The sequence below is a fragment of the Viridibacillus soli genome, assembly GCF_016612995.1.
GTDB lineage: Bacteria > Bacillota > Bacilli > Bacillales_A > Planococcaceae > Viridibacillus > Viridibacillus soli.
This window is the reverse complement of the sequence record NZ_JAEOAH010000005.1, coordinates 226585-250648: the sequence shown is the minus strand read 5'-3', so window position 1 is coordinate 250648 and position 24064 is coordinate 226585. Positions and strand designations below refer to the sequence as shown.

Annotated in this window: 23 protein-coding genes; all 23 read left to right on the top strand. The window is 38.4% G+C overall.

Annotation, left to right across the window (positions count from 1 at the left end; genetic code table 11):
• Positions 1 to 338 precede the first annotated feature (338 nt).
• The 23 genes from JFL43_RS06450 (at position 339) to JFL43_RS22395 (ending at position 23517) form a co-directional block, all read left to right on the top strand.
• The gene (locus tag JFL43_RS06450; protein WP_200748355.1) at positions 339 to 1100 is read left to right on the top strand and encodes an enoyl-CoA hydratase/isomerase family protein; all 762 of its coding nucleotides are present in this window, start codon (positions 339 to 341) and stop codon (positions 1098 to 1100) included.
• Positions 1101 to 1143: 43 nt separating this feature from the next.
• On the top strand, positions 1144 to 1530 hold the full coding sequence (locus JFL43_RS06445) for a transcriptional regulator (RefSeq protein ID WP_325166641.1): 387 nt from the start codon (positions 1144 to 1146) through the stop codon (positions 1528 to 1530).
• Between the two features lie 198 nt (positions 1531 to 1728).
• A complete protein-coding gene (locus tag JFL43_RS06440) occupies positions 1729 to 3099 on the top strand; it encodes an acetyl-CoA carboxylase biotin carboxylase subunit (RefSeq protein ID WP_200748354.1) in 1371 nt (456 codons plus the stop codon).
• The gene (locus JFL43_RS06435) at positions 3086 to 3298 is read left to right on the top strand and encodes an acetyl-CoA carboxylase biotin carboxyl carrier protein subunit (RefSeq protein WP_100796374.1); all 213 of its coding nucleotides are present in this window, start codon (positions 3086 to 3088) and stop codon (positions 3296 to 3298) included. The genes JFL43_RS06440 and JFL43_RS06435 overlap by 14 nt, the downstream gene beginning before the upstream one ends.
• Positions 3299 to 3335: 37 nt before the next feature.
• Positions 3336 to 4877, top strand: coding sequence for an acyl-CoA carboxylase subunit beta (locus JFL43_RS06430; protein WP_200748353.1), 1542 nt, complete (start codon positions 3336 to 3338; stop codon positions 4875 to 4877).
• Positions 4878 to 5134: 257 nt separating this feature from the next.
• Positions 5135 to 6037: a ketopantoate reductase family protein gene (locus tag JFL43_RS06425; protein ID WP_200748352.1), complete on the top strand. Its 903-nt coding sequence runs from the start codon at positions 5135 to 5137 to the stop codon at positions 6035 to 6037.
• Positions 6034 to 6414 carry a DUF3397 domain-containing protein gene (locus JFL43_RS06420; RefSeq protein WP_234447623.1) on the top strand — a complete coding sequence of 127 codons (381 nt, stop codon included), beginning with the start codon at positions 6034 to 6036 and terminating at the stop codon, positions 6412 to 6414. Before JFL43_RS06425 ends, JFL43_RS06420 begins: the two co-directional genes overlap by 4 nt.
• Before the next feature lie 91 nt (positions 6415 to 6505).
• Positions 6506 to 8122 (top strand): bacillithiol biosynthesis cysteine-adding enzyme BshC, encoded by a 1617-nt coding sequence (bshC, locus tag JFL43_RS06415; protein WP_200748351.1) that lies wholly within the window; start codon positions 6506 to 6508, stop codon positions 8120 to 8122.
• Between the two features lie 346 nt (positions 8123 to 8468).
• Positions 8469 to 8900 carry a division/cell wall cluster transcriptional repressor MraZ gene (gene mraZ, locus JFL43_RS06410; RefSeq protein WP_100796379.1) on the top strand — a complete coding sequence of 144 codons (432 nt, stop codon included), beginning with the start codon at positions 8469 to 8471 and terminating at the stop codon, positions 8898 to 8900.
• 23 nt (positions 8901 to 8923) lie between these two features.
• On the top strand, positions 8924 to 9871 hold the full coding sequence (rsmH, locus tag JFL43_RS06405) for a 16S rRNA (cytosine(1402)-N(4))-methyltransferase RsmH (protein WP_200748350.1): 948 nt from the start codon (positions 8924 to 8926) through the stop codon (positions 9869 to 9871).
• Between the two features lie 4 nt (positions 9872 to 9875).
• Positions 9876 to 10253, top strand: a complete 378-nt coding sequence (ftsL, locus tag JFL43_RS06400; protein WP_200748349.1) for a cell division protein FtsL — start codon at positions 9876 to 9878, stop codon at positions 10251 to 10253.
• A 35-nt stretch (positions 10254 to 10288) separates the two neighbouring features.
• Positions 10289 to 12421, top strand: a complete 2133-nt coding sequence (locus JFL43_RS06395) for a penicillin-binding protein (RefSeq protein WP_200748348.1) — start codon at positions 10289 to 10291, stop codon at positions 12419 to 12421.
• 83 nt (positions 12422 to 12504) lie between these two features.
• Complete coding sequence (locus JFL43_RS06390) at positions 12505 to 14418, top strand: stage V sporulation protein D (protein WP_100796383.1); 1914 nt, start codon at positions 12505 to 12507, stop codon at positions 14416 to 14418.
• Between the two features lie 79 nt (positions 14419 to 14497).
• Positions 14498 to 15472 carry a phospho-N-acetylmuramoyl-pentapeptide-transferase gene (gene mraY / locus JFL43_RS06385; RefSeq protein WP_100796384.1) on the top strand — a complete coding sequence of 325 codons (975 nt, stop codon included), beginning with the start codon at positions 14498 to 14500 and terminating at the stop codon, positions 15470 to 15472.
• Positions 15469 to 16818 carry a UDP-N-acetylmuramoyl-L-alanine--D-glutamate ligase gene (gene murD, locus JFL43_RS06380; protein ID WP_200748347.1) on the top strand — a complete coding sequence of 450 codons (1350 nt, stop codon included), beginning with the start codon at positions 15469 to 15471 and terminating at the stop codon, positions 16816 to 16818. Before mraY ends, murD begins: the two co-directional genes overlap by 4 nt.
• A 59-nt stretch (positions 16819 to 16877) precedes the next feature.
• A complete protein-coding gene (gene ftsW, locus JFL43_RS06375) occupies positions 16878 to 17927 on the top strand; it encodes a putative lipid II flippase FtsW (RefSeq protein ID WP_100796386.1) in 1050 nt (349 codons plus the stop codon).
• Positions 17928 to 17951: 24 nt separating this feature from the next.
• Positions 17952 to 18746, top strand: coding sequence for a cell division protein FtsQ/DivIB (locus tag JFL43_RS06370; protein ID WP_200748346.1), 795 nt, complete (start codon positions 17952 to 17954; stop codon positions 18744 to 18746).
• Positions 18724 to 19452 carry a DUF881 domain-containing protein gene (locus JFL43_RS06365; RefSeq protein WP_200748345.1) on the top strand — a complete coding sequence of 243 codons (729 nt, stop codon included), beginning with the start codon at positions 18724 to 18726 and terminating at the stop codon, positions 19450 to 19452. The genes JFL43_RS06370 and JFL43_RS06365 overlap by 23 nt, the downstream gene beginning before the upstream one ends.
• A 25-nt stretch (positions 19453 to 19477) precedes the next feature.
• Positions 19478 to 20197 (top strand): DUF881 domain-containing protein, encoded by a 720-nt coding sequence (locus tag JFL43_RS06360; protein WP_100796389.1) that lies wholly within the window; start codon positions 19478 to 19480, stop codon positions 20195 to 20197.
• A gap of 3 nt (positions 20198 to 20200) precedes the next feature.
• Positions 20201 to 20572 carry a small basic family protein gene (locus tag JFL43_RS06355; RefSeq protein ID WP_100796390.1) on the top strand — a complete coding sequence of 124 codons (372 nt, stop codon included), beginning with the start codon at positions 20201 to 20203 and terminating at the stop codon, positions 20570 to 20572.
• Positions 20573 to 20666: 94 nt separating this feature from the next.
• A complete protein-coding gene (gene ftsA, locus JFL43_RS06350; protein ID WP_100796391.1) occupies positions 20667 to 21944 on the top strand; it encodes a cell division protein FtsA in 1278 nt (425 codons plus the stop codon).
• Positions 21945 to 21993: 49 nt separating this feature from the next.
• The gene (gene ftsZ, locus JFL43_RS06345) at positions 21994 to 23160 is read left to right on the top strand and encodes a cell division protein FtsZ (RefSeq protein ID WP_100796392.1); all 1167 of its coding nucleotides are present in this window, start codon (positions 21994 to 21996) and stop codon (positions 23158 to 23160) included.
• Positions 23161 to 23286: 126 nt separating this feature from the next.
• Entirely contained in the window at positions 23287 to 23517 is a 231-nt protein-coding gene (locus JFL43_RS22395; protein WP_234447622.1) for an MBL fold metallo-hydrolase, read from the top strand.
• Positions 23518 to 24064: the final 547 nt, after the last annotated feature.

Sequence of the window (24064 nt, the reverse complement as noted above, 5' to 3'; positions counted from 1 at the left end):
TCTTATATGACTCAAAGCATCTATAATAACTCAAGCCGACATCTTTCCGACTCAAAGCTAATTTTATACGTCTTAAACAATGTTTTATTTAAGAAAAAAACCTTATGAGCAGTTTTTCTACATTAAGCTTATTCACTCAGCATTTACGCACAACATCTCTTTTATACGCCGATATAGAAATATCGTCCAAATACAAACGCTAAAAAGCATAATCTCTATATAAACTTTCACTATAAATGGTGTGGAAGAAATGAGCTAGACTTATTGAGCTCTTTGCATCACATACTTAAAACAGGTATGATTATATTATTTCTATTTTCTAAAAGGGGTAGAGTTCAATGGCATATCATTTTCAAGAACAGGATGGTGTTTTAACATTTACAATTGACCGTCCAGAACGACGTAATGCAATAAATGATGAAGTGATGAATGGTTTTAAAGAAGTTATTACATATGTGCATGAGCATGATACGGTACGTTTTTTAGTCATTACTGGAGCTGGGGATCGTGCATTTTGTTCAGGTGGCGACTTAGCGGAGTTTCATTCGTTAACGACTGAGGATCAAGCTTTTGGAATGCTGAGCAAGATGGCAAAAATTTTATACGAGTTGGCGACATTACCAGTGCCGACAATTGCGTTAGTTAATGGTGCAGCTGTTGGAGGAGGTTGTGAAATTGCAACAGCTTGTGATTTTCGTTTAGTAGCTTCTGATTCGAAATGTGGCTTTATTCAAGGGACGTTAGCGATTACTTCTGGCTGGGGTGGCGGAACATATTTATTTGAACGTGGTTTACGCCATGATCGTGCACTGAAAATGTTAGTTGATGCAAAGGTTTATCCGGCGGAGCTTTTATATGAAATTGGTTGGGCAATGCGTGTATTTGAAGGCTCTAAAGAAGACGCTCTTGGGGCATTTATCGCGGACATGCGTAAAGTTCACCCTTCCGTGCATCATGCTTATAAAGAGATGGAGCTTCGTAAATGGCGTGAAATGAAGTTATTTGATCGCGTTATGGAGGAAGTTCACACTTGTGCGAAGTTGTGGGAAAGTGATGCTCATCATGAAGCTGTAAATCGTTTTCTATCAAAATCAAAATAACTTCTAAAATTGAAAATCTCGCATATAGTAATAAAAATGCGAGGTGATTGAGATAGAAGTTAAAAAGAGAAAAGATCAATGGTTGGCTGCAGATGATGCACGTCTAGTGGATATTATATTAATGGCCGTTCGTGAAGGTCGTTCACAGCTTGCGGGTTTTGAGGAAGCTGCAGAACAGCTCGGTCGTACGAAACAGGCATGTGGCTTTCGGTGGAATAAAACATTGAGAGCGCAATACGAAATGGAGTTAGAAGATGCTAAAACGAGGCCGAAGCAAATGATGCGTTCGCATTTAAAGCAGGCGCTAATGAGTTTTGATCAATTATCTGAGGCGTATCAGTCATTAAAGAAATCTCATGAAGCGTTAAAGCATGAGCATGACGAGTTGTTAAAATGGCTCTCACAAGGTTTAGAGAAGGCCAGACAATAAACATACAAATGTATATTTTACATGGAAGATCATTCTGAAATCGTTTTGGAATGATCTTTTTGTTATTTTGAAATAGAATAAATGAGAGAAATTTCTAAGTTATAAACAAATATTGTTAGTTTTTAGTTGAAATCGCTTTCATATTTCGTTTAGACTAATAAAGAAAGGGAGAAATGGTTCAAGTAAAGGGGGATGAATATGCGTAAAGTTCTAATTGCTAATCGGGGTGAAATTGCGAGACGTATTATCGCAACATGTCACAGACTTGGTATTGAAACAGTTGCCATCTATTCAGATGCAGATCAAGATTTACCTTTCGTAAAAGAAGCGACGACTGCTATTCGCATCGGTGAAAATAGGGTTGACCAGTCTTATTTAAAGGCAGATGCCATTATCCAACTAGCTGTAGAGCATCAGGTGAGTGATATTCATCCAGGTTACGGTTTGCTATCGGAAAATGCGGATTTTGCTAGAAAGGTAGTGGCAGCGGGAATTCGCTGGATTGGTCCAAATGCCGATATAATCGAACAAATGGGTGATAAAATTCAAGCGCGTCAAACGATGAAAAATGCTGGTGTGCCAGTTGTGCCTGGTTCAGATGAAGGACTTACTTCATTAGATGAGGCATTGCAGTTTGCTAGTTTGATAGGATATCCTGTAATGCTGAAGGCATCAGCTGGCGGTGGCGGTATTGGCATGGTGTGTTGTGAGGGTGAGCAAGCGCTCAGTCGTAGTTTTGAAAATGTGAAAAAACGAGCACAATCATATTTCAATAATGACCAAGTTTTTATCGAAAAATATATTCCAAATGCGCGCCATATCGAAGTGCAAATCTTCGGTGATGACGATGGAAATGTCGTTCATTTATTCGAACGGAATTGCTCGATTCAACGGCGTCATCAAAAAGTTATTGAAGAATCACCTTCACCTAACTTTCCAAAAGCAGAGCGTGAGCAGTTATTGCAAGCGGCGGTGGATGCGGCAAAAGCTGTTCATTATACAAATGCGGGAACGGTGGAATTTATCGTCGATGCGGAAAATCATTTTTATTTTCTAGAGATGAATACGCGCTTGCAAGTTGAGCATCCGGTGACAGAGGCGATTACTGGTTTTGATCTTGTTGAGTGGCAATTAGTAGTTGCTGAGGGGAAAAAATTACCGGTAATAGATCAAAAAGCTATTGAAAGCAAAGGTCATGCGATTGAATATCGTATTTACGCAGAAGATCCAGAGAAATTTTTGCCCTCACCTGGTAAGTTGCAAGTATTAATGTTCCCGCAAGTAGACCATTCTCGAATCGATAGTGGTTACGTTGAAGGAAATAGTGTCTCACCATTTTATGATCCACTTATTGCGAAGCTCATCGTGTTTGGGGAAACAAGGGAGCAAGCTTTAACTAATTCACAAGGGATTGTAAAGGAAACAGTTATTCAAGGGGTAAAATCGAATCTGTTATTATTCGAACGATTATTACAGGCAGAAATGTTTCAATCAGGGGTTTACCATACAAGCTCGCTTACAGAATGGTTAGCCAATCAGAAAGGAGAAATGATTCATGGGAGAAATTAAAGCATCAATGGCAGGTACAGTATTTCGTGTAGAGGTAAAAGAGGGGGATGCAGTCACTGCCGGTCAAACAGTTATCGTTTTAGAGTCAATGAAAATGGAAATTCCAATAGACGCTGAAGTATCTGGCGCTGTTGCTGAAGTAAAAGTGAATGAAGGCGATTTCGTCAATGAAGAGGATGTCTTAGTCGTCTTAGCGTAATGACAATGTAGGTGTCGAACACAAAGGGGGTTCATAAATGTCTGAACAAACAACTTATAACGAACGTCTAACTGCGAAACTCGATGGGATTTTTGCAGGTGGACAACAGAAATATCACGAAAAATTAAAAGAAACAAATAAATTATTCGTGCGAGATCGTTTAGAGCTTCTTTTCGATAACGGGGAATACGAAGAGGATGGTCGCTTTGCCAATTGCGAAGCAGGTGATTTACCAGCAGATGGTGTTGTCACTGCAATGGGCAAGGTGAATGGCCAAATGGTTTGTGTCATGGCAAATGATTCAACAATTAAAGCAGGTTCATGGGGTTCACGAACTGTGGAGAAAATTATCCGTATTCAAGAAGTGGCGGAGAAAAATCAAGTACCTATGCTCTACTTGGTAGACTCTGCAGGAGCGCGTATTACGGATCAGTTAGAGATGTTCCCGGGGCGCCGCGGAGCCGGAAGAATTTTTCATAATCAAGTTCGGATGTCAGGGATGATACCGCAAATTTGTCTATTATTCGGCCCGTCTGCAGCAGGTGGAGCATACATACCGGCGTTTTGCGATATCGTTATTATGGTAGATGGTAACGCCTCAATGTATTTAGGTTCACCACGTATGGCAGAAAAGGTTATTGGTGAAAAGGTGTCGCTTGAAGAAATGGGCGGAGCACGTATGCATTGTTCTGTTAGTGGATGCGGGGATGTACTCGTAACAACTGAAGAGGAAGCTATTAGCGAGGCGCGCCGCTATTTAACTTATTTTCCAGCAAGCTTTGCTGACAAGCCGGCAGTCATAAATCCAGTGCAGCCTAAAGAGGGGCGTACTTTGGAAGCGATTATTCCTGAAAATCAAAATGCGCCATTTGATATGTATGAAGCAATTGATCAATTAATTGATGAGGGAAGCTTCTTTGAAATTAAAAAGCTTTTTGCACAGGAATTGATTACGGGCTTAGCGCGTATGGATGGCCAAGCGGTGGGAATTATTGCGAATCAACCGAAGGCAAAAGGTGGCGTGTTATTTATTGATTCGGCAGATAAGGCGGCAAAATTTATTAATTTATGTGACGCCTTTTCAATTCCGTTATTATTTTTAGCTGATGTGCCAGGGTTTATGATCGGTACAAAAGTAGAGCGTGCGGGCATTATTCGCCACGGTGCGAAGCTTATTTCAGCGATGAGCTCCGCAACCGTACCGAAAATCTCAGTCGTTGTTCGAAAAGCTTACGGAGCTGGATTGTATGCAATGTGTGGACCGGCATTTGAACCGGATGTCTGTATCGCTCTTCCAACTGCGCAAATTGCAGTGATGGGTCCTGAAGCTGCGGTTAATGCCGTTTATTCGAATAAAATCGAAGCGATTGAAGATTCGAAAGAACGTATTCAATTCGTTAAAGAAAAACATGATGAATATAAAAAAGAAATTGATATTTATAAACTAGCATCAGAAATGATTGTCGATGAAATCGTTGCACCGAGTGATTTAAGAACGGTTATAACGAAACGCCTGGCATATTATGATTCAAAACAAATCTTAATGCCATATCGAAAACATCCAGTTTATCCTGTATAATAAGTGTTACTGTTGAGGTCTACCTGTCTAAGGTGGGCCTCAGTCTATTTTAAACAATAAGGAAGTATATGCCGTTTATCATTGTCTAGGCATACGCGCCCCCTAGAGGACGTTTCAATCCCTCGGGTACATTTTCACTTCGAGCTTTCAAAAAGCTTGAGGCCCACACGGTGTGGGTCATGCAGGCAGCTATTTTTTGCTGATGCGGGGGGTGAACGGGCACGAATGTGCTTTTCTTATTTAAAGGGGATATCGTTATGCAAATCGTCGTTGTAGGTGGAGGAGCAGTTGGTTTGTTGCTAGCATCCTTGCTACAAAAAGACCACACTCAAATACATATACTTGTTCACCGAGAATCTCAAGCACGCGAGCTAAATGACAAGGGGCTACAGCAAATCGATGTCTTGCAAAAATCGCACCAGACATACATAAAAGTTTCACAGGATTTTAAAGAATTTCCAACAGATGCATTGTGGATTATTGCGGTGAAGTATCATCATCTAGCAGGTTTACAATCGTTATTTCAATCGTTACCAAAAAGTACGCCATTACTATTTATACAAAATGGCGTGATGCATTTGCAATTTGCAAAACAATTGCATCAGGAGCACATTGCCTTTAGCTCAGTAGAATTCGGTGCAGAAAAACTATCAGATTCAAGCGTTGCACACCGTGGGGTTGGTAAGATGAAAATAGCTCTAGGTATAGGGAATGGACAGCTGTTTGAGCCGTTGTTACAGCTATCCAAGGATAAGCTGCCGATGGAATGGGCGGAAAATGCAGAGCAAATGTTAACACGTAAAGCACTATTGAATTGCCTTATAAACCCAATGACGACTATACTAAATGTGAAAAACGGTGCCCTTATAACGAATAAGCATAGTTTTTTATTAATAGAGCAATTATATAAAGAAATCATGACAGCATTTCCAGAACAACAAGATCAGCTGCCATTTGAGGATGTCATCGCTTTATGCAAAAAAACAGCAACAAATACATCTTCTATGCTTGCAGATCGTTTGAACGGAAGACTGATGGAAGTGGATACGATTGTCGGTGGTATATTACAGATGGCTCAAACGCGCAATCATGAAATGCCAATATTAGCGACACTTCATTCATTATTAATTGCAATGCAACAAGGTGGTGCGGAAAGTTGATTTATATATGGTCAATTATTTTACAAGTAATTTTATTATGCCCGATTATCTTATTTACGCTTATTTATTCTCTGTTTAGAAAGCTGTCGAAGAAAAGTCCAAAAGTATTTGGTAGAGCAGCAGATCTAACGACATTTTTATTGTTTTTTTCAGTACCGGAATCAGTTCAGTTTTTATGGGGCTATGATATTGGTTTTATCACTTTCATCGTTGCGGTGGTGATTGCCATCATTTTCACAATCATTGAATGGCGCACAACGAAAGAGATTGAAGTTCTACCGTTATTCCGAAAAATTTGGCGTTTTTTATTTTTGGCATTAACCATTACATATGTAGTTATTTGGTCAACTACCATCGTCCAACGAATCATTTTGTAAGTGACGATGAACCGAGCGTATTTTTTTCAATCTAATAGGCTTAAATGCTATACTCGGTTGTAGTTAACAATAAAGAGGAGTTTATACTAATATGAAACTGGAGCAAATTGATGTACCGGTAACGAATCAATTATTGGTAGATTATCGTAATCAAAAATCAACAATCTTATCATTCTTTCATTATGCAAATGAAAGTCAATCTTTTGGAAAACGTTTAAAGGATTTAGAAAATCATCCCATTCGTCGACCGGAGCTTGTCACAGTCATCCGCGAATTTATGGCGCCACTTGAGAAATCGGCAAAAGTGGAAATGCATTTACAAGAATTAGAGCAAAATGCAGTTGTTGTTGTCGGTGGGCAACAAGCAGGTTTATTAACTGGGCCTTTATATTCGGTTCATAAAGCCATCTCCGTTTTACTATTAGCTAGAGAACAGCGTGCAAAACTAGGTATCCCAGTTGTTCCGGTATTTTGGATTGCTGGTGAAGACCATGATATTGATGAAATAAACCATACATTTACAGCGCTAAACGGTCGCTTGCAAAAGCATATTCATCCAGAACGTTCAAAGAAAAAAACAATGGCATCAGCTACAGCCTTGGATATTGAAGATACACGAAAATTTATTAAAAATGTATTCCAACAATACGGTGAAACAGCATATACAGAAGAGTTAATAGTGAAAATTGATGCCCTAGTTGTGAAAAGCCATACATATACAGACTTTTTCGTTCAGCTAATGCATTGGTTATTTAAAGAAGAAGGCTTACTACTATTAGATGCGGCAGATCCGAAACTTCGCGCATATGAGGCCCCTTATTTCGAAAAGTTAATCAATTACTCTGAAGATATTGCAAAGGTTGTATCCAACCGCGAGGCGCTATTGACGGAAAATGGTTATGGTACGCCAATAGGTGCGACGAAAGAAAATGCCAATCTTTTCTATGTTAGAGAGGGAGAACGCTTCTTATTAGAACGTCAGGAAGGCAAATTCGTCAACGATATGGCGAATGTTCAGTTTACGAAAGCAGAAATGCTACAGCTTGCAACAGAGCAATCTGCCTGTTTAAGCAATAATGTGGTGACAAGACCGCTTATGCAAGATATGGTATTCCCGGTCCTTGCTTTTGTAGGTGGACCTGGTGAGCTTGCTTATTGGTCTACATTAAAAGACGCGTTCGAATTACTTGGTATGAAGGTACCCGTTTTTGTACCACGTATGAATATGACAATTATTAATCGTCAAGTTGCGCATTTATTAGAAGAACATGATGTAACAATAGCGGATGCTTTAAGTGGCAAAGTAGCAAATATGCAACAAGCATTTAAAGCGAAAGTATATGATGACAATGCAAAAGATGCTATCAAAAATACGAAGGACTTGCTACAGCAGCAATATGCCGCATTACAACAGCATTTGCATAACAATCATATTCAACTAGATAAACTAGTGAATAAAAACCTGGGTATCCATGACAGCCAATTAGACTTTTTGCTACATAAAATAGAAGCGGAAGTATTACTTCAGCATGATGTAGCTATTCGCAAGTTCAACGAGATGGATGGACAGCTGATTCCAGAAGGTAGTTTACAGGAACGTATATTTAATCCATTCCAATTTATGAATGAATATGGCATGACATTGATTGAAGATATTTTACAGTTACCACTAGAAGTGAATGAATTGCATAAAGCAATTTATTTATAAATCTAGATATTGGGTTTTGGTATAATATAGGAGTGGGGAATTATAGTTTTTTTACAAAAAAACTGAAATGAATAGACCTTATTTTTAGGACGAAAAAGCTATCTCAATTGAGATAGCTTTTTTTTGTTATTAAAATCAAATAAATGCTATTTTTTTATAATGGAATTACGGAAATAATAATGCGAAAAAAGTAGATTTGTAAGAGGAAAGGCATAATTTAGTGGAAAAAATGATGTCAATAAGGACGATTTACGCATTTTAACGGAAACGACCTCAAATTACAAGGAATTAGTGGTGGAATGTGGGGGGATGTGGTACATTAATTTCATATAGTGGGGTGAGAAGTATGTTCATGGGAGAGTATCAACATAGCATTGATGCGAAGGGCCGCTTGATTATACCTGCTAAATTCCGTGAACATCTTGCGGAAGGCTTTGTTATTACTCGAGGACTGGATAATTGTTTATTCGGGTATCCTATTTTAGAGTGGCGCAAGCTGGAAGAAAAGCTAAAGCAACTACCTGTCACAAAGAAGGATGCTAGAGCTTTTACTCGTTTCTTCTTTTCAGGAGCAACAGAGGTAGAAGTCGACAAGCAAGGCCGTATTAATATCCCAAGTAACTTACTAACACACGCTAATGTTCAAAAGGATTGTGTAGTGCTCGGTGTTTCTAATCGTATTGAAATTTGGTCCAAGGAGGCTTGGCAAAATTATTTTGCTGAGTCCGAAGAATCCTTCAATGATATCGCTGAGAATATGATTGATTTTGATATATAACAAACAACTAGGAGGGACAAACCTTGTTTAATCATACGACTGTATTATTGAAAGAAACCGTTGATGGACTGAATGTTCGTCCTGACGGCATTTATGTAGATTGTACTTTAGGTGGCGCTGGTCACAGTGAATATTTAGTTAGTCAATTATCGTCAGAAGGTAGACTTATTTGCTTCGATCAGGATACAACAGCCATTGAAAATGCTAAAGAAAGATTAGCACCATATTTAGATAAGATAACGTTCGTACATTCGAACTTCCGTTATTTAAAGGAAGAACTAGAAGCATTAGGAATAAGTAAAGTTGACGGGATTTTATATGATTTAGGCGTATCATCTCCTCAATTAGACAATGCAGAACGCGGCTTTAGTTATCATCAAGATGCGCCACTTGATATGAGAATGGATACAACTGCTGAACTTTCCGCATTTCATGTTGTCAACGAATGGTCTTACGGAGACCTTATTCGTATTTTCTACCGTTACGGTGAGGAAAAATTTTCAAAACAAATCGCCAGAAAAATTGAAGAAGCTAGAAAGACAAGCCCAATTGCAACGACTGGTGAATTAGTAGACTTAATAAAAGAAGGGATTCCAGCTGCAGCAAGACGTAAAGGTGGACATCCAGCAAAACGTGTATTCCAAGCAATCCGTATTGCGGTAAATGATGAGCTAGGAGCTGCGGAGGATTCGCTACTGCAAGCACTAGAAGTCATTAATGTAGGTGGACGAGTTAGTGTGATTACTTTCCATTCATTAGAAGACCGATTATGTAAAACGATTTTCAAAGAAGCATCTTCATTACCTGAATTACCACCAGGTTTACCTGTTATTCCGCCTGAATTAGCACCAGGAATAAAACTCGTTACACGTAAACCAATACTACCTTCTGAACAAGAGCTTGAAGAAAATAATCGTGCTCGCTCAGCAAAATTACGAATCGCAGAAAAAATAAAAGAAAAAGGGAAGTGATTAAATGGCACTGCTTAATCGGCAACAACAGCAAACGTACATCCAGCAGCCACAGCCAAAAGTACCGGAGAGGACCGTCCAGCAGCCAAAAATCAGTCCTTCCAAAAGAATATTATCTAAGGGGGAAAAATTTCTCCTTGTGGCCATGGTTACAGCAATCGCGTTAATGGCAGTTATGAATTTAAATACTCAATCTGCGCTTAATACGACATCTATAGAGATTCAAAAAATTGAAAAGAAAATTGATGAAACGAAGAAACAAAATGCGGAATTGTCCATCGAAGTGAGTGAACTCTCTACATATGAACGTATTTGGAATAAAGCGAAGGATTTAGGCTTGAAGCTAAACGAAAAAAACGTGAAAGTAGTGACTGGACAATGAAGAGAAAGTTTCGATTTCAATGGGGAGCCTTTCTAATGTTAATCGTTTATGGAGGGCTCTTTTTTGCTATGTTTTTACGCATATTTATCATCCAAGCTTCTGGACAAGTAGAGGGGCAAGTATTAGCTGCAAAAGCTGCAGCAAAATATGAAAAGTCCAAAGTAATTACAGCGAATCGAGGGAATATCCTTGATCGCCAAGGACAGACTATTGCCAAGGATACAATTAACTATCGTTTAGTAGCTGTTATTAGTCCAGATGCTTCTGAAGGCACAAAAAACCTAATGCATGTAGAAGATAAAGAGAAGACTGCAAAAATATTAGCAAAATATATTTCTATGAGTGAAGAAGATATATTGAAGAAGTTAAATACCAAAGAGAAAAATGCGCAGGGGAATTTACTGCGGCAAGTAGAATTTGGCGCTGCTGGCCGCAATATTAACCATGGCACAATGGAAAAACTAAGTAATGAAAAGCTTCCTGGTATTAATTTTGTGGAAAATACGAAGCGATTTTATCCAAATGGCATTTTTGCATCAAACTTAATTGGCTTAGCACAAAGGGAGACTCAGGAAGACGGAGATTCAAAAACCGTTGGAAAAATGGGGCTGGAATCCATTTATAACAAAGAATTATCAGGTACAAATGGTAGTGTCAATTATAAAAGTGATGTGTGGGGGTATTTATTACCAAATAGTAATAAAATGGTCAAACCTGCCCAAAATGGTAATGATGTTTATTTAACAATTGATAAAACGATTCAGAACTTTTTAGAAGATTCAATGTCCAAAGTATATAAGAAGTATAATCCTGACTCGATGGTAGCAGTTGTTGCAAATCCGAAAACGGGTGAAATTCTTGCTGTCTCACAAAGACCAACTTATAATCCACAAGATGGTTCTGGACTTGAAAATAGCTGGTTAAACCAATTGACAGAGTTGACGATAGAGCCAGGTTCTACAATGAAAACATTTACGTTAGCAACTGCGGTTGAAGAAGGTAAATGGCATCCAAATGCTTTTTTTCAATCAGGTCAATATACGGTACTTGATCGAACAATTCGAGATAGTAACCAAGTAGGTTGGGGGCCAATTTCGTATTTAGAAGGAATCCAACGTTCATCAAACGTAGGTATGGCTCATTTATTAAAACTAGTTGGTGATGATACTTTTGTTTCTTATATGAAAAAATTTGGTTTTGGTGAAAAAACAGGTATTGATCTACCAAATGAGGCTACCGGACAAATTTTAGATAAATGGCCGATAAACCGAGTCACAACAACTTATGGGCAAGGTTCTACAGTAACTCCTATTCAATTGATTCAAGCCCTTACTGCTGTTGCAAACGATGGTAAAATGATGCAACCGTATGTAATAGATAAAATTGTGAATCCAAATACGAAAAAAATCGTCAAAGAGAATAAGCCAATAATTAAAGGTAAGCCTATTTCAGCAAAAACGGCAAAAGAAGTTAGAGAAATCTTAGCAACCACTATTACAGGTGAAAAAGGAACAGGTCAAAGCTTTGCGAGTAAGGAATATGAAGTGTCAGGTAAAACAGGTACTGCACAAATTCCGAACGCATCTGGTGGTTACTATTGGGGGAAAAATCAATTCCTATATTCATTTTTAGGAATGGCTCCTGTAGATGACCCACAGCTGGTCATATATATTGCTGTAGAAAAGCCAAAACTTTCTGTAACACAAGCGGGCTCCGAGCCAACAGCAGCCGTTTTTAATACAGTTATGGAAAGTAGCTTGAAATATTTAAACATTAAGCCTGAGAAAAACAAAAAAATAAAATCCAAAACGATGGACAATTATAAAGGGCAGCTTGTTGAAGATGTTGCAGAAGATTTTGCAACAAAAAATGTTCAAATGGTCATCATAGGTAATGGTGATAAAATAACAGCGCAATACCCTGCAGAAAAATCCAAAGTACTATCAGGTGGTACTGTGTTCTTGAAAACGGATGGAGAGTCGAAAATACCTGATTTCACAGGATGGTCACTCCGCGACGTCTTAACGTATCAAACAATATCTGGTGCCAATATAGAAATGAAAGGTGAAGGGTACGTGCAAAAGCAAAGTATTAAAGCTGGTACAACACTAAATGCTAACAAAAAAATCGGTTTGAAATTGAAAAAACCAGAGGATTATTATAAATAGTTCAAGTGATTTCTGAAAGAATTTGAATAGTACTGCTTGTCATATCATACTTTGTAAGAAAAAAAGGTGTGATATGTCGAGCAATGTGGGCCACAGAGAGAACGAAAAAAAGAATGCGATGGATGTGGATTGTCTTTCTTGTATTATTTCTCATGCTAATTGGTAAATTAGTACATGTACAATTTATCCAACATGAACTGTTGACAAAACGGGCCGAGGAAAGCTGGGATCGGGAAATACCAGTTTCTAGTTTAAGAGGGAATATAGTGGATCGTAATGGCAAGCTGATTGTCGGTAATAAGCTCGCACCTACACTTTACTTTGTGCCAGCACAGAATGAACAACCTCAAAAAGCTGCAAAAGAGCTGGCAGATTTATTAAAAGTAGATGAAGAAGCTTTGGCAAAAAAGATGTCGCAAAGAGTCTCTATCGTCAAGATCGCACCTGAGGCAAAAAACATTTCTAATGAGCTCGCCGAAAAAATACAACAGAAAAATATCCCAGGGCTATATACTGGGCTGGATTACATACGTTATTATCCGTATGATCAACTACTTGCTAGGTTAATCGGTTTCACAGGTTATGATAACAAAGGTTTAGCTGGCTTAGAATACCAATATAATGATTTATTAATGGGCAATTCTTCGGCAATCCGTCTATTTACAGATGCAAAAGGTGCATCTTTACCCCATGTTCAAGATAGTTGGAAGGAAGGGAAAGACGGAGCGACAATGGAACTAACTATCGATGTCGATGTTCAAAAGGTCGTAGAACGTGAACTTGCACAGGCGATGGTGAAATACGAGGCAGATCAAGCTATGGCTATTGCAATGAATCCAAAAACGGGCGAAATATTAGCACTCTCATCTTACCCAACCTTCCATCCCTCCGCATTTGCCAAAGTCGATTCCACTATTTATAACAGAAACTTACCGGTGTGGATGACATATGAGCCGGGTTCTACATTTAAAATCATTACATTAAGTGCAGCTTTAGAGGAAGGTGTAGTTGATTTAGAAAAGGAACATTTTTATGATCCAGGTTACTCGATGGTGGAAGGTGCTAAATTACGTTGTTGGCAGCGTAGAGGACATGGAGATGAAACTTTTTTAGAAGTTGTTCAGAACTCTTGTAACCCAGGCTTTATTGAACTTGGGAGAAGAATAGGGCCTAAAAAGCTTCAACAATATACTCGTGATTTTGGCTTTGGCCAAGTAACAGGTTCGAATATGGCAGGGGAATCTACAGGGATATTATTTTCCGAAAAGGGATATGGTCCTGTAGAGCATGCCACAACTTCTTTTGGTCAGGGCATCTCTGTCACACCGATCCAACAAGTCCAGGCAGTAGCAGCAGCTATTAATGGGGGTACACTATACAAGCCCTATATAGTCAAAAATTTAATCGATGCCGATACGGGTAAAGTATTGAAAAGTTATCAGCCTGAAAAGAAACGCCAAGTCATTAAACCTGAAACGTCTAAAAAAGTCCGTGAAGCATTGGAATCGGTCGTCGCTTATGGCTCTGGTCGTAATGCTTTTAGAGATCACCTTCGTATTGGAGGTAAAACAGGGACGGCTCAAAAAGTTGAAGATGGGCGTTATAAGGATGGCGAGTACATCGTATCCTTTATTGGCTTCGCACCAGCAGATGATCCACAGATCGTTGTTTATGTTGCTATCGATAATCCGAAGAACGCAACTCAATTCGGTGGTGTCATAGCAGCACCGATTGTAGGGCAAATCATTGAGGATGTTCATGAAAAAGTGGGGATTAAAGAACGTCAGGGACAATTAGAAAAGCCCTATCGCTGGGGAGATGTTGAGAAAGTGCGCGTACCTAATCTGGTAGGTGAGAAAAAAGAGGATATCACAAAAATGCAATATCCGTTTCGTATAGAATGGCATGGAAATGGCTCCAAAATTGCCTCTCAATTGCCAAAAGCAGAATCACAAATCGCACTAGATGGCATAATTCACGTTTATTTAGAAAAATAGCGTGAGTTAGTCTTTAAAAATAGAATTGAAAATACTATGATAGTACATGTACTAAAGAAGGTTTAGAAGGAGAATTTTCATGACAATTGCAACAACTTTAATCGTTTTGGCCATTTCATTCTTCTTAACGGCTATTACAGCACCTGCTGTTATTCCGTTATTACGTCGAATGAAATTTGGTCAAAGTATTCGAGAAGAAGGACCAAAATCACATCAGAAAAAAGCGGGAACACCAACGATGGGCGGAGTTATATTTTTATTCGCCATTATCGCTACAACAATTGTGTTAGGTTATCTAAATGATGCCCTTACTTCACAAACTGTTGTATTAATTCTCGTCTTATTCGGCTTTGGTTTAATCGGTTTTTTAGACGATGGTCTTAAAATTATTTTCAAACGTAATCTAGGTTTAACATCGTTACAAAAGTTAATCGGACAAATTATTATTTCGATTGCCGCTTATTTCTTATTAGGCTTAGGAGCTTTTCAAAATATAATTCATCTTCCATTTAGTAACTTTGCCTTAGAATTAGGTGGCTTTTATGTTTTATTTTTAATCTTCTGGTTAGTAGGATTCTCTAATGCGGTCAACTTAACAGATGGTTTAGATGGTCTTGTATCAGGTACTGCTTCCATTGCTTTTGCTGCATTTGGTGTATTAGCACTTGTTAATAATCAAATTGATATCGCCATTTTCGCGTTTGCTGTAACAGGTGCATTACTTGGTTTCTTAATGTTTAATGCCAACCCGGCGAAGGTTTTTATGGGCGATACAGGTTCACTTGCTTTAGGTGGGGCACTTGCGATGCTATCTGTATTAGTTGGTCACGAAGTGTTGTTATTATTGGTTGGTATTATCTTTGTACTCGAAACATTATCCGTTATTTTACAAGTGGCAAGCTTTAAATTAACTGGTAAACGAATTTTTAAAATGAGTCCACTACATCACCATTTCGAGCTATCAGGTTGGTCTGAATGGCGTATCGTTCTAACTTTCTGGTTAACAGCATTAGTTGCAGCGTTGATCGCAGTGGTTCCGGAGGTCTTGAAATGAAAAGCTTAACTATGATGGAACATAAAAAAGTACTTGTATTAGGGTTAGCTAAAAGCGGTGTTGCAGCAGCAGAATTACTGCATAAAATGGGTGCATTCGTCACTGTCAACGACGCTAAACCGTTTGAAGAAAATCAAGATGCACAACGCCTTTTAAAACAAGGTATTACAGTGATTTGTGGTCGTCATCCAGAAGATTTATTGGATGAAGGCTTCGAATTAGTTGTGAAAAATCCAGGAATTCCTTATACAAACATTTTAGTAGCAGATGCTGTGAAACGTGGCATTCCAGTATGGACCGAAGTAGAACTTGCTTATTTAATTAGTAAGGCGCCAATCATTGGTATTACGGGTTCTAATGGTAAAACAACTACGACTACTTTGCTGTATCATATTTTAAATCAAGGTGGTTTGAATCCTCTAATTGCAGGAAATATTGGTACAGTGGCATGTTCTGTCACTGAAGATGCTACGGAGGATAATGTAATTGTCACAGAATTATCTTCATTCCAATTAATGGGGACAGAACAATTTAAGCCGAAAATTGCAATTTGGACGAATTTATACGAAGCACATATTGACTATCATGGTTCGATGAAAGGTTACGGAGATGCTAAGTTTGGCGTTACACGTAATCAGGATGCAACAGATTATTTAATCTACAATGCAGATCAAAAAATTGTTGCAGAGTACGCGAGTAAATCAAATGCACATAAAATTCCATTCACAACAAATGGTATTAACTACTTAGGAATTAGTGCAGATGATGACATGATTTATTGGTTAGGCAAGCCGTTTATTGAACGTAGTATTATTGCTCTCCCAGGACAACATAATTTAGAAAATGTTTTAGTAGCAGTTGCAGCGGCTATTATTATGGAATGTCCGAAAATTAAAATGGAGCATGTATTATCATCATTCACAGGTGTTAAACACCGTACTCAATTTGTTCGGGAATGGCAAGGTCGTAAAATCTTTAATGATTCAAAAGCGACGAACGCACTAGCTACTCGCAGTGCATTAGCAGCATTTAATCAGCCGATTGTATTACTAGCAGGTGGTTTAGATCGCGGCCATTCATTTGAAGAATTACGTCCACATATGAGTAATGTGCATGCGGTTGTAGTAACGGGGGAAACAGCCGGTCGATTTGCGGAATTTGCAAAATCGTGTGGCGTTGAGAAAATAGCCCATGCAGATCAAATGGAGTCAGGTGTTGAACAAGCAGCGAATTTATCAAATGAGGGAGATGTCATTTTACTATCTCCAGCATGCGCAAGCTGGGATCAATACCCAACTTTTGAAATACGCGGTGATAAGTTCATCGAAGCTGCTATGAAGTTGTAAGTAAATTTTGAACAACAGGAAGGATGCCATAGCTGAATCAACGTGAACGCACGCTATTTATGAGTGCAGTCATTTTATTAACATTGACAGGCATTGTTTTCGTCTATTCTGCAGGAACTTATTGGGGCAAAGTACATTATGGTAATACAGCCCCTTTTCTTTTCAAGCAACTAATCTATTTAGGTGTGGCGGTCTCCGCATTTTATGCTGTTTCCAATAGTACCCTCCTAAGAATGGAAAAAAGTTGGTCGATACTGTACATATTTTCCCTTGTGTTATTGATTGCGGTATTGATCCCTGGGGTAGGGGCTCAGCGGAATGGTTCTCAAAGCTGGATTGATTTAGGCCCACTAAGTATTCAACCTGCTGAGTTTGCCAAAATTGCGATGCTTGTGAAATTAAGCTTCGTGTTAGCACGTAAGAAAAGTAGTGAGCGGACAATTCAACTCAACCATTTTGTATGGATGTTATTACCGGTAGCGCTTATTATGCTACAGCCTGATTTTGGTTCTGCTTTTATAATAATCGTCTCTGCTTTTGCTTTACTCTTTATAGCAGGTTATCCAATTCGATTTTACGTCTTTCTTATGATGGTTGGCGTAAGCGGTTTAGTTGGTTTAATCATTTCAGCTCCGTATCGATTAAAGCGTATTGAAGCGTATTTAGATCCATGGTCAGACCCTTTAGGTAGTGGCTTCCAGGCAATTCAATCACTTCTTGCTATAGGTCCAGCTGGGTTGTTTGGACATGGTTTTGGTAATAGTCGTCAAAAGTATTTATATTTACCCGAACCACAAAATGATTTCATCTTTTCAATCATTGCTGAAGAAACGGGCTTTATAGGCGCGTCATTGATCGTTATAACCTTTGGGGTTGCTTTGTACGCAGGTTATGCTTTGGCGGTCAGAACGCAACAATTAAGCTACTTTTACAGTGTAGCGGCATTGATTAGTATGCTTGGCTTTCAAGCTTTCCTAAATATTGGGGTTGTTTCGGGCTTATTACCTGTAACAGGTGTGACCTTACCCTTTATCAGCTATGGAGGATCATCGTTAATGTCCGCATGGCTAGTAGTCGGGGTTATTTGGAATTTTACAAAAAGAATTTAAATAAAAGAGGAAGGAGTGTACAGTATGGAGAAAATTATAGATATAGAAGAACGTATACCAACGCTTCGTGAGCGTCGTAAGAAACGGACGAATCTGCGGTTTACGATATTGCTAGCCATATTCGGCATCATCTTACTGGCACTTCTTTATTTTCAATCATCTTTAAGTCATATTAACAAAATTGAAGTTTCTGGCGGGCATTTAAAAAATGCGGAATACTATTCAAAGGTTAGTACGATCCGTGTCGGCGATTCATTATGGGACTTTAAACTAAAAAATGTTGAAGCGTCCATTCAAAAGAAAAATTGGGTCGAGAGTGTTACAGTTGAACGGAATTGGTTAAACACTGTGACCATAAAAGTGAAAGAGTATGACAAAAAAACTTTTATTAAGCAGGGTGATCGGTATAATCTTGTATTGCAAAATGGCGTAATTTACAACTTAGATGAATTACCACGAGAAATGAATTTACCCATTTTAGTTGGCTTTAAAGAAGAGGATTTATTACTGAAAATAATTAAACAATTGGACAAGGTTGATGAGGAATTGATGACCTTAATTTCTCAAGTGAACGCAATTCCAACGAAATCCAATCCGTATGCGATTCGCTTATTTATGAATGACGGCTTTGAAGTACGTGCAACCATTACGACATTAGCAGAAAAATTGAAGTATTATCCTTCTATCATTTCTCAAGTCAAAAAAGGTGAAAAAGGGGTTATTGACTTAGAAGTCGGTTCGTTCTACCGCTCGTATACGAGTGAATATGGCGAGCAGGCTAAAGAGGAGGAAATAGATGACCAAACAGCAGGCAAGTAAAAAACGCCAATCTGTTAAACATCAATTTGCCTTTCTGATCGTTTCAATTGTACTAGGTTTTCTTTTTTCATATGCCTATAATACCGCCAAAACAAAAGACAATACGATGATTGAAATAAACTCTTCTGATTTTGAAAGAAAAGAACAATTACGAGAAAACTTGATTGTTCAACAAGAACGTAACAAAGAGCTTGAAGAGGAAAAGTTACAACTACAACAAAAAATAAAGGATTATGAACAAGATTTTTCGGGTAGTAAAGAAGGGTCTAGAAATTTAGTGAAGCAGGCAGATAATTTACGTCTTATGCTTGGCAAGATTCCTGGTCAAGGTTCAGGTGTTACTGTAACATTGCAAGATGCTGAATATAATCCAAAATCAGTTAATCCGAATGACTATATTGTTCATGAAAGTCATGTTTTTAAAGTGTTAAATGAATTAAAGATTTCCGGAGCACAAGCTATTGCAATTAACGGGCATCGCTTGGAAGCTAATTCCTATATTAAATGTAATGGGCCGGTTATTACGATTGATGATGATCAATTTCCAGCACCGTTTATCATTGAGGCAGTAGGTGACCCTAAAGTATTATCCGCAGGGTTAACACTAGCAGGCGGCGTTTATGACCAACTCATTGATGATAATATCGTTGTGGTGATTGATAGTAGCAAGGAGCTGATCATGCCAGCCGTCCAAGGGAATTCTTAATAGAATCTAGTGAGGAGGCGACATATTGAAGCGTAAAATGAATACACCATTCATCATCGTACTGTTCATCATTGGATTTATGTTAGCGATGCAATATAACACGGTGAAAAATCCAAAACAACGTGATACGCGTGATCTATGGGATATTCGCCGGGAATTATCGCTTGAAAAGCAACGCCATTCAGAACTGTTAGCGAATATTAGGTCTTTGAATACGACGATTAGTAAATACGATAATTTAAACAATGATAGTCCAGATCGTGTATTAAGGGAGACAGTTCAAGAGTTGAAGCAAGAAGCGGGTTTAACGGTGATTAAATCGCCAGGCTTAGTACTAAGTGTTGATGCTGCAATGGAGGCTAAGGCGTTAGGACAAGAAGTGCCAAATATTTCGCCGGACTTAATGGTAAAGCTAGTCAATGATATTAATCGTTTTAAAGGCAATGCGGTTGTAATTGATGGCAAGCGTATCGTTCAAACAACGGCAATTCGTGATATTAATGGACAAACTACTGTTAATAGTTTGGCCGTTCGAACTCCGCCATTTTCGCTAATAATTAGTACGAGTACTTTGGCGGATGCAAAAAAGCTTGCAAGTTACTTGGAAGCTTCGTCAATCGCGGATGAATTTTATATCGATAATTTAACTTTGTCGATTGGAGAGCCCCAGAAAAAGTTAGCTTTAGATGCATATGATAGATCTTTTGAAAATAAATTTTTATCAGAAACGAAAAAGGGGGAATAGAGTTTGTGGTTACCGTTACTAGGTTTACTATTTGGTATTTCCCTTGGTTTGTTAACTGATATTGAAATACCCATCGTTTATGAAAGTTATTTATCGATTGCTGTACTAGCAGCTTTGGATACCATTTTCGGTGGTATAAGAGCACAATTGCAACAAGTGTATGATGATCACGTATTCGTTACAGGCTTTTTCTTCAATATTGCACTAGCTGCAGGGTTAGCATTTTTAGGAGTTCATTTAGGGGTAGATTTATATTTAGCAGCTGTTTTTGCTTTCGGAGTTCGACTTTTTCAAAATATCGCAATCATTAGAAGGATATTATTATCAAAATGGAACGATAAAAAAGCAAAAAAATCCGAAGAAACAGTCCAATAGAAGGAATTTTTTCGAAAAAACAGGAATTTATTTAGACAAGTTACTCAATTTACAATAGAATATTGATAAGAGTTGTTGAAGGAGGTGCCACAGATTGAATCACTCAGAATTATACGTATCACTAGATATAGGATCATCATCCATTAAGGTCGTTATTGGTGAAGTAAATAATGAGACTTTACATGTAATAGGAGTCGGGAATGTAAAATCTACTGGCATTCGAAAAGGGAGTATTGTAGATATAGATGCTACAGTACAATCTATTAAAAAAGCGGTCGATCAAGCCGAGAGAATGATAGGGATGTCTATCAATAAAGTAATTTTAGGGATCCCTGCCAATCAGGCAATGCTGCAACCTGTTAAAGGTGTCGTTGCAGTTAATAGTGATAACCGTGAAATAGGCGATGAGGATTTAGATCGCGTATTGGAATCGGCACAAGTGATGTCAATTCCGCCAGAAAGAGAGCTAGTCAATTTAGTTCCTAGACAATTTATTGTAGATAATTTAGATGAAATTAAAGACCCTCGCGGTATGATTGGTATCCGACTTGAAATGGACGGTACCTTAGTCACAACTTCAAAGACGGTCCTTCATAATGTACTCCGCTGTGTTGAAAAAGCGGGTTTGGATATTCAACAAATTTACTTACAGTCACTTGCTGCAGGTGAATTTGCATTAACAGAAGATGAAAAGAACCGAGGAACGGCATTTATTGATATTGGTGGTGGTTCAACAACAATTGCCATTTTCAAAGATGAACATTTCACACACACAGCAGTTATTCCAGTAGGTGGGGAACATATTACGAAAGATTTATCAATCGTTTTAAAAACACCGACAGAACAAGCTGAAAAGATTAAAATAGACTACGGGCATGCATTTTATGACGATGCTTCAGAAGATGAACTATTTGAAGTACCGGTTATTGGTGCAGATACGAAGGAACAATTTAGTCAAAGATATATATCCGAAATTATCGGTGTTCGACTGGAAGAATTATTCGACATGATCATCGATGAGCTATATCGGATGGGTATTCAAGATTTACCAGGTGGCGTAGTGTTAACTGGTGGCGTTGCTAAACTAGAGGGTATTTCTCAACTAGCTCGTCATGTGTTACAAACGAGAGTACGAGTTTATACGCCTGAATATATAGGTGTTAGGGAACCTGAATATACATCAGCAGTAAACTTAATTCGTTATGCATATATGGAATCTCAATTTCTAGGAGATTACAGTGATGACAAACCGCTAGGACCAATTCAAAATCAAGAGTCAAATACAAAAACGCCAGCTACTTATGATACCCATGAGCAAAAAGAAGGCGTAGTTGGTAAGGTTCGGAATTTCTTAACCAAATTTTTAGAATAAAAAAGGCGGCTTTCTCTACACATAATGAGCTGAATTAGGAGGAATAGAGATGTTAGAATTTGATACAGAGATCGATCAACTAGCAGTTATTAAAGTTATCGGCGTTGGTGGCGGAGGTAATAATGCAGTCAATCGAATGATCGAACATGGTGTTCAAGGTGTAGAATTCATTGCCGTAAATACGGATTCACAGGCACTTAAACTTTCAAAAGCTGATGTGAAATTACAAATTGGTAGTAAATTGACACGTGGTTTAGGTGCAGGAGCAAATCCTGAAGTGGGGAAAAAAGCTGCTGAAGAAAGCAAAGAACAGCTTGAAGAAGCATTAAGCGGTGCAGATATGGTATTCGTTACTGCAGGTATGGGTGGCGGTACTGGTACTGGGGCAGCGCCTGTAATCGCTCAAATTGCGCATGATTTAGGCGCTTTAACAGTAGGTGTTGTAACACGTCCATTTACTTTTGAAGGTCGTAAACGTCAATCACAAGGTTTTGGTGGTACTACTGCCATGAAAGAAGCGGTTGACACATTAATCGTTATTCCAAATGATCGTTTGCTTGAAATTGTAGATAAAAACACGCCTATGCTAGAAGCGTTCCGTGAAGCAGATAATGTTCTTCGTCAAGGAGTACAAGGTATTTCTGATTTGATTGCGACACCAGGTCTTATCAACTTAGACTTTGCAGACGTTAAATCGATTATGTCTGATAAAGGTTCCGCACTAATGGGAATTGGTATTGCATCTGGTGAAAACCGTGCAATAGAAGCTGCCAAAAAAGCGATTTCAAGTCCGTTGCTTGAAACATCGATTCATGGTGCAAAAGGTGTCCTTATGAATATGACTGGTGGTTCAAACCTTGGTCTTTATGAAGTAGGGGATGCTGCTGATATCGTATCAGCTGCCTCGGATGAAGATGTGAACATTATCTTCGGTGCGGTTATTAATGATAACTTGAAAGATGAAATCATCGTAACAGTTATTGCGACGGGCTTCTCAGATGATGAAGTACATCTTGATCCGCGCTCTGCAGGACGAGGTGGTATTGGTGCTGGTCGCCCAGCAGTTACTGCTGCACCTCAACAACAGGGACGTGAAGTAAGACAAGAAGAAGTGAAAATACATCAAGAGCCAGTGCGTCAAACACAACAAGTGCAAACTCAAGATGATACTTTAGATATTCCGACATTTTTACGTAACCGTCAAAAACGTCGCTAATAGATAAATGCAACCAGCCCACACAGTATATTGTGTGGGCTTTTTATTTATAATCACTTCATCTACCTTGTTTTTGTTGTATTGCTAGGAAGGGTAATTAAATAACCGAAATTTTGGAGGTACATAGTGAAGAAAATTAATCTATTATTGATTTTCTCATTGTCTGCTTCGTTATTCATTAGTGTTCCATCGGCTGAAGCAGCAAGCAATGTGAAAGTTCACGTTATTGATGTTGGGCAAGGAGATGAAGTAGTAGAGTATTTAAAGAAACAGAAAGTAAAAACATTAAATGCAGTTGTTTCAACTCATCCGGAAGCGGAGTATGTAGGTGGATTAGCTGAAGTAATCGATACATAAAAGCCAAAAGTTTCACATACGACAATTGCATATAAAAACTTTCTAACTGCCGTTAAAAAGAAAGCCTTAAAATTAATTTAGTCAAAAACGGAGTAACAATCCCTTCGAAAGCAAAAAACATTACACTCAAATTCTTAGGTCCAGTTACAACTTACATTCCATCTGATTTAAAAGATGGAGTGCCGTACTTCAGCTCACACATAACAAAAAGAAATTCCTCTTTACTGGAGACGCTGAATGCAGGTGTTCTATCTAAAGTAGAAGTACTGAAGGTAAGTCATCATGGGGCAAAAGAAGCCACTACATTGAGTTTTTTACAACCTATGCTGTGATTAGTGTAAGCTCTACAAATGGCAATGGACACCCTACACCAGCTACTCTAAAACGGTTAAAACAAAAAAGGCAAAAATCTATCGTACTGATAAAAATGGTAATGTTGTATTCACCTCAACAGGTTCTAAAATTATGGTTAAGGTAACAAAGAAATAGTTTTGTTATTATGCTATCTATTAGGGAAAGGATTAATAAGATTTTACAAGGGAACAGC

Excerpts from the sequence above, each read along its gene's own strand:
- JFL43_RS06450 (WP_200748355.1), top strand. The coding sequence starts at position 339 with ATGGCATATCATTTTCAAGAACAGGATGGTGTTTTAACATTTACAATT.
- JFL43_RS06440 (WP_200748354.1), top strand. The coding sequence starts at position 1,729 with ATGCGTAAAGTTCTAATTGCTAATCGGGGTGAAATTGCGAGACGTATT.
- JFL43_RS06435 (WP_100796374.1), top strand. The coding sequence starts at position 3,086 with ATGGGAGAAATTAAAGCATCAATGGCAGGTACAGTATTTCGTGTAGAG.
- JFL43_RS06430 (WP_200748353.1), top strand. The coding sequence starts at position 3,336 with ATGTCTGAACAAACAACTTATAACGAACGTCTAACTGCGAAACTCGAT.
- JFL43_RS06425 (WP_200748352.1), top strand. The coding sequence starts at position 5,135 with ATGCAAATCGTCGTTGTAGGTGGAGGAGCAGTTGGTTTGTTGCTAGCA.
- bshC (WP_200748351.1), top strand. The coding sequence starts at position 6,506 with ATGAAACTGGAGCAAATTGATGTACCGGTAACGAATCAATTATTGGTA.
- mraZ (WP_100796379.1), top strand. The coding sequence starts at position 8,469 with ATGTTCATGGGAGAGTATCAACATAGCATTGATGCGAAGGGCCGCTTG.
- ftsL (WP_200748349.1), top strand. The coding sequence starts at position 9,876 with ATGGCACTGCTTAATCGGCAACAACAGCAAACGTACATCCAGCAGCCA.
- JFL43_RS06395 (WP_200748348.1), top strand. The coding sequence starts at position 10,289 with ATGTTAATCGTTTATGGAGGGCTCTTTTTTGCTATGTTTTTACGCATA.
- JFL43_RS06390 (WP_100796383.1), top strand. The coding sequence starts at position 12,505 with ATGTGGGCCACAGAGAGAACGAAAAAAAGAATGCGATGGATGTGGATT.
- mraY (WP_100796384.1), top strand. The coding sequence starts at position 14,498 with ATGACAATTGCAACAACTTTAATCGTTTTGGCCATTTCATTCTTCTTA.
- murD (WP_200748347.1), top strand. The coding sequence starts at position 15,469 with ATGAAAAGCTTAACTATGATGGAACATAAAAAAGTACTTGTATTAGGG.
- ftsW (WP_100796386.1), top strand. The coding sequence starts at position 16,878 with ATGAGTGCAGTCATTTTATTAACATTGACAGGCATTGTTTTCGTCTAT.
- JFL43_RS06370 (WP_200748346.1), top strand. The coding sequence starts at position 17,952 with ATGGAGAAAATTATAGATATAGAAGAACGTATACCAACGCTTCGTGAG.
- JFL43_RS06365 (WP_200748345.1), top strand. The coding sequence starts at position 18,724 with ATGACCAAACAGCAGGCAAGTAAAAAACGCCAATCTGTTAAACATCAA.
- ftsZ (WP_100796392.1), top strand. The coding sequence starts at position 21,994 with ATGTTAGAATTTGATACAGAGATCGATCAACTAGCAGTTATTAAAGTT.